The organism is Bradyrhizobium sp. BRP20, from assembly GCF_020194215.1.
GTDB lineage: Bacteria > Pseudomonadota > Alphaproteobacteria > Rhizobiales > Xanthobacteraceae > Bradyrhizobium > Bradyrhizobium yuanmingense.
In genome coordinates, this window is record NZ_JADYVY010000002.1 from 598,436 (window position 1) to 615,043 (window position 16,608).

At 66.2% G+C, this 16,608-nt stretch carries 11 protein-coding genes; 7 read left to right on the top strand and 4 right to left on the bottom strand.

The genetic code is table 11. The features are described from left to right. Nucleotides 1–149 precede the first annotated feature (149 nt). The gene (locus tag I6F33_RS07550; RefSeq protein ID WP_225141781.1) at nucleotides 150–1,337 is read left to right on the top strand and encodes a pyridoxal phosphate-dependent aminotransferase; all 1,188 of its coding nucleotides are present in this window, start codon (nucleotides 150–152) and stop codon (nucleotides 1,335–1,337) included. A 92-nt stretch (nucleotides 1,338–1,429) separates the two neighbouring features. Beyond that, nucleotides 1,430–1,987 carry a biotin transporter BioY gene (locus I6F33_RS07555; protein ID WP_057029063.1) on the top strand — a complete coding sequence of 186 codons (558 nt, stop codon included), beginning with the start codon at nucleotides 1,430–1,432 and terminating at the stop codon, nucleotides 1,985–1,987. Between the two features lie 10 nt (nucleotides 1,988–1,997). On the opposite strand, the gene I6F33_RS07560 is transcribed toward I6F33_RS07555, so the two are convergent. Beyond that, nucleotides 1,998–3,230 (bottom strand): FAD-binding oxidoreductase, encoded by a 1,233-nt coding sequence (locus tag I6F33_RS07560; RefSeq protein WP_225141782.1) that lies wholly within the window; start codon nucleotides 3,228–3,230, stop codon nucleotides 1,998–2,000. A 66-nt stretch (nucleotides 3,231–3,296) separates the two neighbouring features. Further along, nucleotides 3,297–6,404, bottom strand: a complete 3,108-nt coding sequence (locus I6F33_RS07565; RefSeq protein WP_225141783.1) for a ribonuclease E/G — start codon at nucleotides 6,402–6,404, stop codon at nucleotides 3,297–3,299. 705 nt (nucleotides 6,405–7,109) lie between these two features. On the opposite strand from I6F33_RS07565, the gene I6F33_RS07570 reads away from it, so the two are divergent. The 5 genes from I6F33_RS07570 to I6F33_RS07590 all read left to right on the top strand — a co-directional run bounded on the left by I6F33_RS07570 (nucleotide 7,110) and on the right by I6F33_RS07590 (nucleotide 14,369). After that, complete coding sequence (locus I6F33_RS07570) at nucleotides 7,110–8,405, top strand: N-acetylmuramoyl-L-alanine amidase (RefSeq protein WP_225141790.1); 1,296 nt, start codon at nucleotides 7,110–7,112, stop codon at nucleotides 8,403–8,405. Between the two features lie 227 nt (nucleotides 8,406–8,632). Beyond that, nucleotides 8,633–11,134: a penicillin-binding protein 1A gene (locus I6F33_RS07575; RefSeq protein WP_036022896.1), complete on the top strand. Its 2,502-nt coding sequence runs from the start codon at nucleotides 8,633–8,635 to the stop codon at nucleotides 11,132–11,134. Nucleotides 11,135–11,241: 107 nt separating this feature from the next. Beyond that, nucleotides 11,242–12,373, top strand: a protein-coding gene (gene prfB / locus I6F33_RS07580; RefSeq protein ID WP_100213427.1) for a peptide chain release factor 2 whose coding sequence is annotated in 2 segments (ribosomal slippage) — nucleotides 11,242–11,310 and nucleotides 11,312–12,373 — 1,131 coding nt in all. Because the reading frame shifts where the segments join, the coding sequence is not laid out codon by codon here. A 2-nt stretch (nucleotides 12,374–12,375) separates the two neighbouring features. Beyond that, complete coding sequence (locus I6F33_RS07585; protein ID WP_109143907.1) at nucleotides 12,376–13,257, top strand: NAD(P)-dependent oxidoreductase; 882 nt, start codon at nucleotides 12,376–12,378, stop codon at nucleotides 13,255–13,257. A gap of 134 nt (nucleotides 13,258–13,391) precedes the next feature. Next, nucleotides 13,392–14,369, top strand: a complete 978-nt coding sequence (locus I6F33_RS07590) for a DMT family transporter (protein ID WP_225141792.1) — start codon at nucleotides 13,392–13,394, stop codon at nucleotides 14,367–14,369. Here the strand turns inward: I6F33_RS07590 and I6F33_RS07595 are convergent. Then, complete coding sequence (locus tag I6F33_RS07595) at nucleotides 14,356–15,711, bottom strand: M23 family metallopeptidase (RefSeq protein WP_192893223.1); 1,356 nt, start codon at nucleotides 15,709–15,711, stop codon at nucleotides 14,356–14,358. The two genes, I6F33_RS07590 and I6F33_RS07595, sit on opposite strands and share 14 nt — an antisense overlap. 111 nt (nucleotides 15,712–15,822) lie before the next feature. Further along, nucleotides 15,823–16,524 carry a peroxiredoxin gene (locus tag I6F33_RS07600; protein ID WP_225113980.1) on the bottom strand — a complete coding sequence of 234 codons (702 nt, stop codon included), beginning with the start codon at nucleotides 16,522–16,524 and terminating at the stop codon, nucleotides 15,823–15,825. Nucleotides 16,525–16,608 lie beyond the last annotated feature (84 nt).

The window sequence follows — 16,608 nt, forward strand, 5'->3', positions numbered from 1 at the left end:
ATTGGTTTTGGCGATTGGCGGCGGACCGGATACGCGATATGCCGCTTGTGAGCGGTGCCCTTATGAGCCGTACAATGCGGCCAGTCTGGGGCACAAGCGCCCCGTTTACGGACCGGACGGACCGGTTCGCCAGCCAATAGCAGAAATCGATGCACGACGCGACATTGAGGAACCGGTTGGGGCAGTGGCTCGAGCCCTCCCGCCGCAGCGATGTTCCCCCGTTCATGGTGATGGACGTCATGGCCGCGGCGGCCCGAATCGAGGCCGCCGGCGGTCATGTGATCCACATGGAGGTCGGCCAGCCCGCGGCCGGCGCGCCCAGGACCGCGATCGCGGCCGCCCATGCGGCGCTCGAGGCCGGACGAATCGACTATACGTCCGCGCTCGGCATCCCTTCCTTGCGCGCGCGCATCGCGCGCCATTATCGCGACACCTATGGCTGCGATGTCAGCCCCGAGCGGATCGTGGTGACGACGGGCTCGTCCGGCGGCTTCATCTTGGCCTTTCTGTCGATGTTCGAACCTGGCGATCGCGTCGCCGTGACGGTGCCGGGCTATCCGCCGTATCGACACATCCTGACCGCGCTCGGCTGCGAGCCGGTGCTGATCGAGACCACGAACGAAACGCGTCACGCGCTCACCGGCGAGGCCCTGCTCGCAGCGCATCGCAAGGCGCCGCTGAAGGGTGTTCTGGTCGGCAGCCCCGCCAATCCGACCGGCACGATGATGTCCCGTGAAGCGCTCGCCGGCCTGATCGCGGCCGCGGAAGACGCCGGCATCCGCTTCATCTCCGATGAGATCTATCACGGGCTCGATTACGCGTTTCCGGCCGTGACTGCGGCCGCGCTGTCCGAGCACGCGCTCGTGATCAATTCGTTCTCGAAGTATTTTTGCATGACCGGTTGGCGCGTCGGCTGGATGGTGGTGCCCGAGATCCTTGTGCGGCCGATCGAGCGGCTGCAGCAGAACCTCTCGATCTCGGTGCCGGCGCTGTCGCAGATCGCGGCGGAGGCCGCCTTCGACGGCGCGGCCGAGATGGAGGAGATCAAGCACGGCTACCAGGAAAACCGGCGCGTCCTGATCGATGGTTTGCCCAAGGCGGGACTGACGAAATTCCTGCCGGCCGACGGCGCCTTCTATCTCTATGCAGACGTCTCGGACTTCACCTCCGACAGTTTCGAATTCGCAAAGCAGATGCTGGAGCAGGCGCGCGTGGCGGCAACGCCCGGCCTTGATTTCGATCCCATCCATGGCCGCTCGTTCATTCGTTTCTCCTATGCGCGCTCGCCAGGGGAGATGCGTGAGGCAGTTGACCGGATTGCTGAGTGGCTTAAATAACTGCGCCAGTTTTCTTCAGCCTTCCGGAGTTCAGCTTGTCAGACCGTTCCGTCCCGTCCGCCGCTACGCCACATTCCTCTCTCGCCGCATTGATGTGGCCGACGCGACCGGGCGAAGCCGTCGGCGCGCTGCGTGCCGTCGTGCTGGTCGCGCTCGGCACGGCGTTGATGGCGCTGTCGGCCAAGGTGAATCTGCCGCTGCCTTACGTGCCCATGACGTTGCAGACGTTGGTGGTGCTGATGATCGGCGCCGCCTATGGCTGGCGCCTCGGCAGCGCGACCATGATCGCTTACCTCGCCGAGGGCGCGATCGGGCTTCCGGTGTTCGCCGGCCCCGTGGGTGGGATCGCGCCGCTGGTCGGCCCGACCGCGGGCTATCTGTTCGGTTTCGTGCTGGCTGCGTTCGCGACCGGTTGGCTCGCCGAGCGCGGCTGGGATCGCAGCGTCGTGCTGCTGTTTGCGGCGATGGCTGTTGGCCACATCGTCATTCTCGCGGCCGGATTCGGCTGGCTGGCATTCGGCCTTGGTCTCGGCGCCGCCAAGGCCTGGCAGGTCGGCATCGTGCCTTTCATCGCGGCCTCGCTGGTCAAGAATGCGCTCGGCGCGACCCTGATGCCGGCGGCGCGCCGGATTGTCGAGCGTCGCGGATAGGACGCGCTCGCTAAAATCGCTCGGGCCGGTACGGCGTGGGATCGACCGCGGGCGTTTCGCCGCTCATCATTTCCGCGAGCAGGCGCCCGGTCGCAGGTCCCAGCGTAAAACCCTGGTGGCCATGGCCGAAATTCATCCAGAGGCCGGGGTGGCGCGGGGCGGGGCCGAGCACCGGCAGCATGTCGGGCGTGCAGGGCCGCGTGCCGAACCACGGATCCGGCTCGACCCGTTTGCCGAGGTCGATCAGCTCGCGCGCCGAGGCTTCGGCGCTGGCGAGCTGCACTGGTGTTGCGAGTGCGTCCGCGCCGGTCAATTCGGCGCCGGTGGTGATGCGGATTCCCCTGGCCATCGGCCCCATGGCGTAGCCACGGGCCTTGTCGACCAGCGGCAGGTCGAGCGAAGCGCCGCCGCTGTAATGCATGTGGTAGCCGCGCTTGCGCACCAGCGGGATGCGATAGCCGAATTTGTACAATAAATCAGGCGACCACGGCCCGAGCGTCACGACGGCGTGGGCAGCGTCGATGCGGCCCTGATCGGTGTCCACCGACCAGCCAGTCGCGGTCTGTCGCAGCGACTGCGCATCACCGAGCACGATCCTGCCGCCGAGGCGCGCGAACAACTCGGCATAGGCCGTGACCAGCGCGCCGGGATCGGACACGGTCCAGGTGTCGAGCCAGTGGATCGCTCCCGGGAGATCGTCGCGCAGGATCGGCTCGGCCCTGGCAAGCTCGCTGCCCGACAGCACGCGGTAGTTCACGCCAAATTCGCGCTGATCTTCCTCGGCAGCCTTGACCGAGAGATCCAACGAAGCGGCATCGCGAAACAGCGCTCGGTAGCCGGCGCGTCGGATGAGATTGTCGGCATGCGCCTCGCGGATCAGGATGTCGTGCTCGGCCGTTGCGTAGGCGATCAGCTGTGCCCACGCCTCGATCGCCTCGCGATGTCGCTTCGGCGCCGAATGCCACCAATAGCGGAGCAGGGGCTCGATGTGGAGATGCAGCGAGGAGAGGCTGTAGCGCACGTCGTTGGTGCGGCCGGTCGCGATCTTCAAAAGCGAAGCGAGGTCGCGCGGCATCGGATAGGGGCGTACCGCTTCGGCCTGGATCATCCCCGCGTTGCCGTAGCTGGTCTCGCGGCCCGGCTCCCTGCGATCGATCAGCGTCACCCACCAGCCGCGCCGCTGCAGATGCAGCGCGGCGCCGACGCCCACCATGCCGCCGCCGAGAATGATCGCGCTTTGCATCGCAACTGACCTCATCAAATCAAAACCGCCCGGTTGGGCCGGGCGGTTTCAATTCCATTTGTCCCTTTACTCGCCGCCGCCGAAACGGCGCGACCACCAGCCGGCACGACGTGGGGCGGCCGGGGTTTCGCTTGCCGCCTCCGGCGCGGGCTCAGGTGCCGGCGCGGGTGCAGCAACCGGCTCGGTCGCCTCCGCCGCCGGCGTTGCGGGCTCCGCCTGGCTGTTCGCCAGGAAGCTCACCTTTTCGCGCACGGTGGAGCGGCGCCGCGCGGCCCTGTCGCCGGCTGACTCTTCGTCCGGCGTTGCGGTCGTCGCGGCGGGAGCGGGCTCCGGCTGGGCCGGCGCCTCGGTTCGGATCTCGGCGTGCGGCTCAGGCTCCGCAACTTGCGGCTCGCCGGTCGGCTCGGCCTGCGCGATCGAAGGCGAAGCCTGGCTGCCGAGGCCGTCGAAATCGGCCACTGCATCGGCAGCTTCCGGCGGCGGGTTGGTGCCGAGCTCGTCGCTGATGGAGCCGGCAAGACCTTCCTCGCCGCCACCGCGACGGCGGCGACCGCCGCGGCGACCACGCCGGCGCCGGCGATCACCGCTGCCCTGCTGTTCGCCACGGGCCGCCTGTTCCTCGCCTTCCTCACCGTCCTGCTCGGCCTCGGTCTCCTCCTCGCTTTCGCCGGCGATCATCGCGGGCTCAGGCACGGTCGGCGCCGTATCCTCGCGCAACTCTCCTTCGCGCTGGCCGCCGCGGCCGCGCCGGCGGCGCCGGCGCTTGCGGCGCTGGCCGTCCTGCTCCGAGGCTGCCTCGCCGCCAGCCTGCTCGTCGGCAAGGCCTTCGGTCTCGTCGGTTTCGACCTCGGATTCCGTCTCCAGGTCGAAGACGTCCTCGTCGTCATAGGCCTCTTCGGCCGGTGGCGGCGGGCTCGCAGCGGCTTGCGCAACGAGCAGCGCCTTGGCGGCTTCGAGCGTATGCACCTGCTCGCCGCGGTCGATCACATAGGCCTGCGGACCGCTGACGCCGGGATCGGCGATCACCGACAGCGTGACCTTGAAGCCGTTCTCGAGATCGCGCAGATGGCCGCGCTTGTGGTTCAGCACATAGAGCGCGACGTCGGTGCGGGTGCGGACCACGAGATTGTGGGTGGCGCCCTTCATCAGGATCTCTTCGAGGCCGCGCAGGAGCTGCAGCGCCACCGAGGACACCGAGCGGACGTGGCCGGTGCCGCCGCAATGCGGGCACGGATCGGTCGAGGATTCCAGCACGCTGGCGCGGATGCGCTGGCGCGACATCTCGAGCAGGCCGAAATGCGAGATGCGGCCGACCTGGATGCGCGCGCGATCCTGCCTGAGGCAATCGGACAGCTTGCGCTCGACCGCGCGGTTGTTGCGCTTCTCGTCCATGTCGATGAAATCGATGACGATCAGGCCGGCGAGGTCGCGTAGGCGGAGCTGGCGGGCGACCTCTTCAGCTGCTTCCATGTTGGTCTTGAGCGCGGTGTCCTCGATATGGTGCTCGCGCGTCGATCGTCCCGAGTTGACGTCGATCGAGACCAGCGCCTCGGTCTGGTTGATGACGATGTAGCCGCCGGAGCGCAGCTGCACGGTCGGCGAGAACATCGCATCGAGCTGGCTCTCGACGCCCATGCGCGAGAACAGCGGCTGGCCGTCGCGATATTGCTTCACCGCGCCAACATTGGCGGGCATCAGCATCTTCATGAAGTCGCGGGCCTCGCGGTGGCCGGCTTCGCCGGCGACCAGGATCTCGTCGATCTCCTTGTTGTAGAGGTCGCGCAGCGAGCGCTTGATCAGCGAGCCTTCCTCGTAGACGAGGGTCGGGGCCTGCGATTTCAGCGTGAGGTCGCGCACCGTCTCCCACATCCGGATCAGATATTCGAAGTCGCGCTTGATCTCGGGCTTGGTCCGGGCGGCGCCCGCGGTACGCAGGATGATGCCCATGCCCTCGGGCACGTCGAGGTCCTGCACCACTTCCTTCAGGCGCGAGCGGTCCTGCGCGCTGGTGATCTTGCGGCTAATGCCGCCGCCGCGTGCGGTGTTCGGCATCAGGACGGCGTAGCGGCCGGCGAGCGAGAGGTAGGTCGTCAGCGCCGCGCCCTTGTTGCCGCGCTCTTCCTTGACGACCTGAACCAGCATCACCTGGCGGCGCTTGATGACTTCCTGGATCTTGTACTGGCGGCGCGGGCGGAAGGTGCGCTCCGGCACTTCCTCGAGCACGTCGTCGCCGCCGACGGATTCGACGACTTCCTCTTCGGCATCCTCGCCGTCCTCGTCCTCGTCGTCCTCCTCGGCTGCTTCCCCGGCGTCCGCATGCGGGGCTTCCGTGCTTTCGCCGGCGGTGTAGATGGCCTCGGCCGGCTCGGCGGCCGATGTCACGGCTTCGGCCAGAGGCTCCGCCTGCGCTTCCGCGGCATGAGCTTCGGGAGCGGGAACGTCGAAGGTTGACGCCGGCTGCGGCTCGGCAGCGGTTTCGACCGCGGGCTCGGCGCCGACCGCCGCGACAGGCGCGGGCGTCTCGTCGGCGTGATCATGATCGTGATGATCGCGTTCGTCCTCGCGGCCGTGGGCATCATCGTGAGCGTGATCGTGCTCGTCATCGCGGGCATGACGATGTTCGTCATGATCATGGTCACCATGATCGGGATCGTGGCCTTCGTGCTCGCCATGATGCTCCGTATCGGCGTGCGGATGCTCGCCCTCGGCATGCTCGGGCAGCGCGGCGCCTTCGACCGGCTGAGCGGCGGGATCGGCGCCGGCTTCGAGACCTTCGACGATGTCGCTGCGCACGCGCTCGCCATGACCGCGGCGGCGGGCGTTGCGGTGCCGCGAGCGGCGACGGCCGTGCGAGCGGTTCTCGCTTTCTTCCTCGGCCTCGCGATGGGCCTGTTCCTCGGCCTCGATCAGCGCCTGCCGGTCGGCGACCGGGATCTGGTAATAGTCGGGATGGATTTCGCTGAAGGCGAGAAAGCCGTGGCGATTGCCGCCATATTCGACGAAAGCAGCCTGGAGCGAGGGTTCGACCCTTGTGACCTTGGCGAGGTAGATATTCCCGCGCAGTTGCTTGCGTTGCGCGGTCTCGAAATCAAACTCTTCGACACGATTGCCGCGGACCACGACGACCCGGGTCTCCTCCGGGTGGGTGGCATCGATCAACATCTTGTTGGGCATGTCTTAACTCTTGGCGGCGGCGGACGCGATAAGCCGTGGGCGCGTATCGCGCCGGCGGGTGACGCGACGGTCCACCTGATTCGGGGGTGAGGGGAAGGCCGAAACGCCGTCTCTCGCGCCTTGCCGAACCGGAAGCTTCAGGACCATTGCGACGCACGGGATTGTCACTCCGCAGCGTCGCGAATGCTCCTTCAGATTTCGTCGGCACAGTCTGGCGCATCAAGCGTCGGCCCGTATGAAACACTGGGCGGCGAGGCCGCCCTTCAATCAGTTGCTGCTGGCCAGGCACGGCGCGAGCGCGCTCGCCTTGGGGATCACGAACCGCCCCCTTGGGGTCAAGGGACCGGGTAATGGGTTACGCCGCTGTCAGAACCGTCCCGGCAACATGAGTGGTAGCCCGAGACCGTCCGCCGCCGGGGCTTGACCCGCTCCACCTCGCTGCCGCGCACCGCGCTGGTCATAGAGGGAAGTGGAAAACGCTGGAATTCTCAAACCTTGAGAGTTCCGGCGCTGCACCGGGAGGCTGAATGCGACACAACCGGAAATATCGGCCGTCAGCATTCCGTACATACGAGGAATGAGCCATCCGTGCAAGGGAGCGTCGCACGGCGGTCACAGTCGGCGAGTTTCGCGTTTCCGTCATTAAGGATCGATTAACCCTGTGGTTCTATTGCGTTAAGAGAGCTGCTCGGAGGCACGGAATCGGTGGCGAGCCGCACAAATCGACGGATTTTGCTAGGGGGCGTGTTGCTGTGCACTGCGGCATTGCCCTGTGCCGATTCCGCGCGCCTGATCGCCGCCGAGAGCCGGCTGCAACCTGCTGCCGTTGCGGCGAATTTTCCGGTCGCCTCGGCCGCCCGCCTGGCCGGCGACGGCAAGCAGACCCGCTTCATCCTCGACCTCGACCAGACCGTCACCTTCCGCGCCGTCACGCTGGGCGACCCCTACCGCGTGGTGGTGGACGTGCCGCAGGTCAATTTTCAGCTGCCCGCCGGGACCGGAAGCGGGGGGCGGGGGCTGGTCAAGGCCTTCCGCTACGGGCTCGTCATGCCCGGCGGCTCGCGAATCGTGTTCGACCTGACCGGACCGGCGAAGATCGCCAAATCCTACGTGCTGGAGGCGGCCAACGGCCAACCCGCCCGGCTCGTGCTCGAGCTGGAGGAGGTCGACCGCACCGCCTTCGTGTCGTCGCGTGCCCCCGAGAACCGTCCCGAGCTGCGGCCCGCAATCGCTGAAGCGCCGCCTGCCACGGTTCCCAGTGCCGCGGCCCCGGATGGCGCGCAGCAGAAGGCCGATACTCGACCGGTGGTGGTGATCGATCCCGGCCACGGCGGCATCGACAACGGGACGCAGTCGAGCGGCGAGAGCGAGAAAAACCTGGTGCTGGCCTTTGGCCTGGCGCTCCGCGACAAGCTGGAAAAAGCCGGCAAGTACCGCGTGGTCATGACGCGGGACGACGACACCTTCGTTCCGCTCAATGACCGCACCAAGATCGCCCGCAATCTCAAGGCGGCCTTGTTCGTCTCGATCCACGCCGATGCGCTGCCGCGGGCGGAAGGGGATGCGCAGGGCGCGACCATCTATACGCTCTCCGACAAGGCGTCCGACGCCGAGGCCCAGCGGCTGGCGGATGCGGAGAACCGCGCCGATGCGATCGCCGGCTTCAACCTCGCGGAGGAGCCGACCGACGTCGCCGACATCCTGATCGACCTCACACAGCGGGAAACCCGCACCTTTTCAAACCGTTTCGCCCGCCATTTGATGAGCGAAATGAAGCAGACGGTGCGAATGCACAAGCATCCCCTGAAGTCCGCCGGTTTCCGGGTCCTGAAGGCGCCCGACGTGCCATCGGTGCTGGTCGAGATCGGCTACGTCTCCAACAAGGCAGATCTCGAGCACCTGGTCTCCGAGGGCTGGCGGTCCCGCGCCGTGGGCTCGATGGCCCAGGCGATCGACGGATTTTTGACCAAGCGGATGGCCACGGCGGGGACGTCGAACTGAGCCGGTTTGTTCCTCCCGGCCCGAAGGCCCTAGTTTGGCCACAGCGGACGCTTTATAGAAACCGGTAGAGGGTTCCGGAATCGGCGAGAACCTGTTCGGCAAGCGTCTTAAGTCCGGCCTCGATGTGATTGCGTAAGCCGGTGAATTCGCGGCGTGAGGTTGGTACCGTTTTGTGTGCCAAAGGGCTGATACTGGGCTGATCCAGAGTTTGAACGGATAAACAGATAATGCGCTTGCTGGTGCGGTTCATGGGCTTCCTGTTCGCCGCGGGAACAGTGGTGTTCCTTGTTGGCGTCGGGGCCGTGGCAGGCCTGATCTGGCATTTCTCGAAGGACTTGCCGGACTACTCTCAGCTTCAGGATTACGAGCCGCCGGTGATGACGCGTGTGCACGCGGTCGACGGTTCGCTGGTCGGCGAATACGCCAAGGAGCGGCGGCTGTATCTGCCGATCCAGGCGGTGCCGAAGCTCGTGATCAACGCGTTCCTCGCGGCCGAGGACAAGAATTTCTACGAGCATGGCGGCATCGACTACACCGGCATGGCGCGCGCAGGCCTGCTCTATCTGCAGAATTACGGCTCCAACCGCCGTCCGCAGGGTGCGTCCACGATCACGCAGCAGGTCGCCAAGAACTTCCTGCTCACCAACGAGGTCTCCTTCTCACGCAAGATCAAGGAAGCCTTGCTGGCGATGCGCATCGAGAAGACCTATTCGAAGGACAAAATCCTCGAACTGTATCTCAACGAGATCTATCTCGGCCTCGGCGCCTACGGCATCGCGGCGGCCTCGCTGGTCTATTTCGACAAGTCGGTGAACGAGCTGACGGTGGCGGAAGCGTCCTATCTGGCGGCGCTGCCGAAGATGCCGGCGACGCTGCATCCGGTCCGCAACCGCGACCGCGCCATCGAGCGCCGCAATTACGTGATCGACCGTCTCGTGGAAAACGGCTGGATCAAGCAGGCCGACGCCGACAAGTCGCGCAAGGAGCCGCTCGCCGTCACCAGCCGTTCCAACGGCGCCCACACCTTTGCCGGCGAATATTTCGCCGAGGAAGTGCGCCGCGACATTTTCGAGCGCTACGGCGAGAAGAAGCTCTACGAGGGTGGCCTGTCGGTTCGCACCACGCTCGATCCGAAGATTCAGGTCATGGCGCGCAAGGCCATGGTCGCCGGCCTCGTGAATTATGACGAGCAGCAGGGTTATCGCGGCGCCATCAGCAAGCTCGACATCTCGGGCGACTGGGGCGTGAAGCTCGCCGAGATCAAGTCGCTGTCCGACATCTCGCCTTGGCGCATGGCGGTAGTGCTGGAGACCAGCGATCAGTCGGCACGGATCGGCTTTCAGCCTGGCCGCGAGCTCGGCGGCGCGGTGAGCAAGCAGCGCGAGACCGGCATCGTGACGGTCGACGGCGTGCGCTGGGCGCGGGCGCTGCAGGGCGGCACGAGAGGCAAGACGCCGACAGCGGTGTCGCAGGTGCTCCAGCCCGGCGACGTCATCTATGCCGATCCCCTCTACAAGGACGGCCACCCCGTCGAGGGCCAGTACCGGCTTCGCCAGATTCCGGAAGTCTCCGGCGCGATGGTGGCGATGGATCCCTGGACCGGCCGCGTGCTCGCGATGGTCGGCGGTTTCTCGTTCGACCAGAGCCAGTTCAATCGCGCCACGCAGGCCTACCGGCAGCCCGGTTCGTCGTTCAAGCCGATCGTCTATTCGGCCGCGCTCGACAACGGCTACACGCCCTCGACCGTCGTGCTCGACGCGCCCATCGAGATCGACCAGGGGCAGGGCGCCGGCGTGTGGCGGCCTGAAAACTTCTCCTCGGGCAAGTTCCAGGGACCGGTGACGCTGCGCAATGCGCTGCGGCAATCGCTCAACACCGTGACGGTGCGCCTCGCGCAGGACATCGGCATGCCCCTGATCGGCGAATATTCCCGCCGCTTCGGCGTCTATGACGAACTGCCGAACTATCTCTCCTACGCGCTCGGCGCCGGCGAGACCACGGCGATGCGCATGGTCACGGCGTACTCGATGCTCGCCAATGGCGGCCGCCGCGTGAAGCCGACGCTGATCGACCGCATCCAGGACCGTTACGGCCGCACCATCTTCAAGCACGACCAGCGCGAATGCCGCGGCTGCGACGCGCCGGGCGGCTGGAAGAACCAGCCCGAGCCGCAGCTGATCGACCGCCGCGAGCAGGTGCTGGATTCCATGACCGCCTATCAGATCACCGAGCTGATGGAGGGTGTGGTGCAGTCCGGTACGGCCACGGTGATCAAGGAGGTCGGCAAGCCCGTCGCCGGCAAGACCGGCACCACCAACGAGGCCAAGGACGCCTGGTTCGTCGGCTTCTCGCCGGACATCGCAGTCGCAGTTTACATGGGCTACGACAAGCCTCGTCCGCTCGGTAAGGGCAATGCCGCGACCGGCGGTCATCTCGCTGCTCCGATCGTGCGTGACTTCCTCAAGCTCGCGCTCGCCGACAAGCCCGCGGTCCCGTTCAAGGTGCCCGCCGGCATCAAGCTCGTTCGCGTCGTCGCCAAGACCGGCATGCGCGCCGGCCCCGGCGAGACCGGCGGAACGATCCTCGAAGCCTTCAAGCCCGGCACGGCGCCGCCGGACAATTATTCGGTCATCGGCGTTGCCGACGCCGACGGGCGCGGCATGCCGGTGCAGCAGCAGCAGCCGGATTCCGGCTTCCTCTTCCGGCCGGGCACTGGCGGGTTGTGGTAGGCCGCGGATAAGGCCGGCGATCACGGTTCGGGCGGTTGCGCTTTGCGGCCGCCGCCGCTACATCCCCTCTCGAACTGCACGCGGGATTCCGCAAGACAGAGAACAACATGCGCGCCGAAATCGAACGGTTGGTAGAAGAGATCAAGCAGTCAGTCGGGCTGCTGAGGAGGCATCTTTGACGTCGAGAAATCGACGGCGCGCCTCGCTGAGCTGAACAAGCTCGCAGAAGATCCCAATCTCTGGAACGACCCTCAGAAAGCCCAGAAGCTGATGCAGGAGCGCACCTCGCTTGAGGATGCGCTCTCAGGCATCGGCAAGGTCGAGCAGGAGCTCGAAGACGACATCGGCATGATCGAGCTCGGCGAGGCCGAGGGCGATGACGGCGTCGTCGCCGAAGCCGAAGCTGCGCTGAAGAACCTCAAGAAGGAAGTGGCGCGGCGCGAGCTCGAGGCACTGCTCTCGGGCGAAGCCGACCGCTTCGATTCCTATCTCGAAGTCCATGCCGGCGCCGGCGGCACCGAGAGCCAGGACTGGGCGCAGATGCTCCTGCGCATGTACACGCGCTGGGCCGAAACCCACGGCTTCAAGGTCGAGTATCTCGAAGAGTCCGAGGGCGAAGAGGCCGGCATCAAGTCGGCGACCATCCAGGTCTCCGGTCACAACGCCTACGGCTGGCTGAAGACTGAAGCCGGCGTGCATCGGCTGGTGCGCATCTCGCCATTCGATTCCAACGCGCGGCGGCACACCTCGTTCTCGAGCGTGCAGGTGTTCCCCGTCATCGACGACAGCATCAAGATCGACATCAAGGAATCCGACGTCCGCGTCGACACGATGCGATCGGGCGGTGCCGGCGGCCAGCACGTCAACAAGACCGAATCCGCGGTGCGCCTGACGCATATCCCGACCGGCGTCGCCGTGGTCTGCCAGGCCGGCCGCTCCCAGCACAAGAACCGGGCGCAGGCCTGGGACATGCTGCGCGCGCGTCTGTACGAGATCGAGCTGAAGAAGCGCGAGGAGAAAGCCGCCGCCGACCAGGCCGCCAAGACCGATATCGGCTGGGGCCACCAGATCCGCTCCTACGTGCTGCAGCCCTATCAGATGGTGAAGGATTTGCGCACGGGCGTGCAGACTTCCGACACATCGGGCGTGCTCAATGGCGAGCTCGACGAGTTCATGGCCGCGACCTTGGCGCAGCGCGCCTTCGGCACCACCGCCGGCGACGTCGAGGACGTGGACTAGCCATGTCCCGAATCGCCTTCATCGGGCTTGGGCGGATGGGCCATGGCATGGCCGGCCGCTATCTCGATGCCGGCTTCACGGTAACGATCTGGAATCGCAGCAAGGCAAAGGCCGAGGACCTGATCGCGCGCGGCGCGATTTGGGCGACCTCGCCGGAGGATGCCGCGATCGATGCCGACGCGGTCGTGACCATGGTCGCCGACGACGAGGCCTCGCGCGCGGTCTGGCTCGGGCCTGACGGCGCCGCCAAGACGGCGAAGGCCGGCACCATCGCGATCGAATGCTCCACCGTCTCCTATGACCATTCCCGTGAGATGGGCCGCGAGCTCAACGCGCGCGGGCTGATCTATATCGACTGCCCGGTGACGGGATTGCCGGACGCGGCGGCGGCCGGGAAGTTGACGCTCTTGGTTGGCGCCGACGCGGCCGATCTCGAGCGCGCGCGGCCCTATCTGACGCCGATCGGCTCGACCATCCGCCATTTCGGCGCGGTCGGCTCCGGCACGGTCTACAAGCTGATCAACAATCTCATGGGCGCGATCCAGATCGCCGGCCTCGCCGAGGGCCTTGCGATTGCCGAGCAGGCCGGGCTCGACATGAACCTGGTGCTGGAATCGATCCAGGCAGGCGTCGCGGCAAGCCCGCAGGTAGCGCGTCACTCCAAGCGCATGGTCGCCCGCGATTTCAGCGGCGCGACCTTCACCGCAGCGCTGCGGCACAAGGATGCCGCCTACGCCGTGAAGCTCGCCGAGAGCCTGCTCGCGGGCAAGCCGCTGGTCGCGCGCGCCGCGGTCGAGGCGTACGCGCAGGCGAAAGCGGTGATGCCGGACGATGATGAAGGCAGGATGATCGAGCTGGTGTCGCGGCCGAAGAAGCCATCCTAGTCAAACCGCGCTAACCGGTGCCCCTCAGTCACTCCATTCGCGCCGAGCATCGGTTTGTAAACCGGGACCTCGTCAGAAATCGGGTGGCGACATTGATCGCACCGTTCTAGGCCATGGGGCTGAGGTAAGACCCCATGCCCGACAATGACCACCGGATCGATGCACGCGACTGGTCGTTGCTCGCTCTGCTCTCGATCCTCTGGGGCGGCTCGTTCTTCTTCAACGGCGCAGCCTTGCGGGAAATGCCGCCGCTCACACTGGTGTTTTTGCGCGTCGCGCTCGGCGCTGCAATGCTGCTGCCGCTGCTGCGCGCACATGGCATCGGCTTTCCCAGGAGCTGGACGGGCTGGGCGCCGTTCATTGCGATCGGGCTGCTCAACAACGTCGTCCCGTTTTCGCTGATCGCGATCGGCCAAACTTTCATTCCGAGTGGGCTGGCCTCGATCCTGAACGCGACCACGCCGATGTTCACGGTGGCCGTGATGATTGCAGCGGGCCAGGAGGCCTTGCAGATGCGCCGCCTGGCCGGGGTGGCGTTGGGCTTTGTCGGCGTGATCCTGCTGCGCGGATGGGGCTTCGAGACCAGGCCGGGACAGGGGCTCGGCATTCTGCTCTGCCTCGGCGGGGCACTGAGCTACGGCTTTGCGGCGCTGGCTGCGCGGCGCTTGCTGCAGGACGCAGCGCCGCTGGGGACGGCGACGTTTCAATTGATGTCATCCACGGTGATGATAGCGGTCGTCGCCGGCGTCGTGGAGCAGCCTTGGCAGTTACCGATGCCGAGCCTCACGACCTGGCTCGCCGTGCTCGGGCTCGCCGGGCTTTCGACGGCGCTCGCCTACATCGTCTTCTTCCAGATCGTGCGGCGCTCGGGTGCGAGCAACGTGATGCTGGTGACGCTGCTCATTCCCGTCACCGCCATCCTGCTGGGCTGGCTGGTGCTGGATGAGCCGATCTCCGGCCGCGAGATCGCCGGCTCGATCGTCATCGCCAGCGCGCTGCTGGTGATTGACGGGCGTGCATTCAGCTTACTGCGCAAGCTCTCGGCCGCCATCTCTGGCTCTCGGGAAGCTCTGCGCTGCGAAACTGAAAAGCGCGGGCCTAACCCGCGCTGAGCCGCACGCCGGCGCGCAGGAATTTCTGTGGATCGACCGCTTCACCTTCGATGCGGGTCTCATAATGCAGGTGCGGACCGGTGGAGCGGCCGGTCGAGCCGACGAGGCCGATGACCTGGCCGATCTTCACGACTTCGCCGACCCTGACGTTGATCTCGGAGAGATGGCCGTAGCGGGTCGAAAGCCCGTTGCCGTGGTCGACCTCGACCATGCGGCCGTAGCCGCCGGACCATCCGGCGGAAACCACCTTGCCGTAGGCGGTGACGCGGACGGGATCACCGCTGGCGGCGCGGAAATCAAGGCCGGTGTGCATCGCGGGCCGACCCAGGAAAGGATCGCTGCGCACGCCAAAGCCCGAGGTGAACTCGACCTCGCCGATGACGGGCTTGCGATACGGCACCAAGGCCAGCGTGCGGTTGAGACGGTCCATCTCGGCGCGCGTGGTGTGGATGCGGTGGAGCTGCTTCTCGAACGGTCCGGCATTCGCCGTCAGCTTGACCGGGACGAACGGTCCGCCCATCGCACTGCGCGGCACGGCGGCTTCGAGATGGGCAAGGTTCAGGCCGAGGTCGCTGACCACGCTGCGCATCCGGCGCATGCGCGAATCCATGCTTTCCTCGACCGCGTTGAGCGTCGCCATCTGGCGCCGCTCGACCTGATCAAGCGAGGTCGTGAGCCGGACCAGCACGTTGTCGAAACCGCGGTTCTTGGCGAACTGGCTGGTCGGCGTTGCCGCAACGCTCGGCGCGCGCGATTCGAGGCGCGCTTCGCGATCCGGTGGCGCCACGAAGATCACGGTGTCGCTGATGGGCGACGGTTTTGGCGTGGTCGGGCTTGCATCGCTGCGCTGCGGAGCGGCGCGGGGAATCGAGCCCGTCACGTCGGGCATGGCGCCGAGCGCCGTGGCCCGGGACTCGAGCGCCGTCTGGCGCTTCATGATCTGATCGAGCTTTTGGTCGAACTGCTCCTGGTCGAGCAATTGACGGCTGGTGGTGCGATCGATCTTGGCGCGCAGCTCGGCGATGCGGTCCTCATAGGCGTATTGCATCTCGGCCTGGCGGGCGATCAGCCGGGTCAGGACGTCGTCGCGGAACGCGAAATAGGTGGCGGTGGCGGCCGACCACAGCCCGAGCAGCACCACGGTGCCGACCACGATCCAGAACACCACGGGTCCGAAGCGGACCTGCTTGCCGGCATGCACGATGGTGTAGGCATCGTCGGTGGCGGGCAGGGGAATCGCGGTTACCGCCGCCGGGGCACCCAGAGGGCGCCGGAAGGCGCGTCCGTGATCGTGAGGATGATGTTGGGGGTACTGCGAGTATTGGGCAGAACTTTTCGACATCGGCACTCCCGCGCCGGTCGGATGGGTTCCTTGCGGCTCAATTGCCGCCGCAATCTGGGCCGCTCATGGTTAATTTTCCGCAAATGGGAACGCGCGAATTTAAAGGATTGGTTAAAGGCTCCTTGCCGCCTCCAGCACTTCGTCGGCATGGCCATCGACCCGGACATTGCGCCAGATCCGCGCGACTTTACCGTCAGTCCCGACCAGCACCGTGGTGCGAAGGATCCCAAGGAAGCTCTTGCCATACATGGACTTTTCGCCCCAGGCCCCATAAGCCTCCAGCATCTCATGCGTCTCGTCCGAGATGAGGGGGACGCCGAGCTTGTGCTTGTCGCGAAACTTCTCCTGGGCCCTTAACGGATCGGCGGAGATGCCGAGCACGGCGGTGCCGGCGGCCGCGAAGGCGCCCGCCAGGCGCGTGAAGTCGATCGCCTCCCGCGTGCAGCCGGGGGTGTCGGCGCGGGGGTAGAAGAACAGGACGAGTTTTCGGCCGGCGTAGTCGGCGAGCGTGACCACGTCGCCGCCATCGCGCGGCAGGCGGAAGGCCGGGGCCTTTTGGCCCTCGGCCAAGCCGGACTTCAAGCCCGACTTGGCGGCAGCCGGAGAAGAGGCGGATTTGGAGGATTTTAACTGTTTCGATGCGGCCTTATGTGATCCTGCTTTTGCTACGGTCGCAGCTGATTTGCGTGCCGGTGTGCGCTGCGTTTTCGCGGATCTTGTTTGAGTCGATGCCCGCGTTTTTGCGGACTTCTTTTCAGCGGTCGGACTGCCGGAGGGCGTTTTGGACGATTTCTTTCGGGATTTCTTGGACATACGCCTTCCTTTCGACGCTTTCGGCAGGTCAACCGAAGCGGTATTGCAGCTCTTGTCCGGCGAGCCGGAATCGTGCCCTCGGCT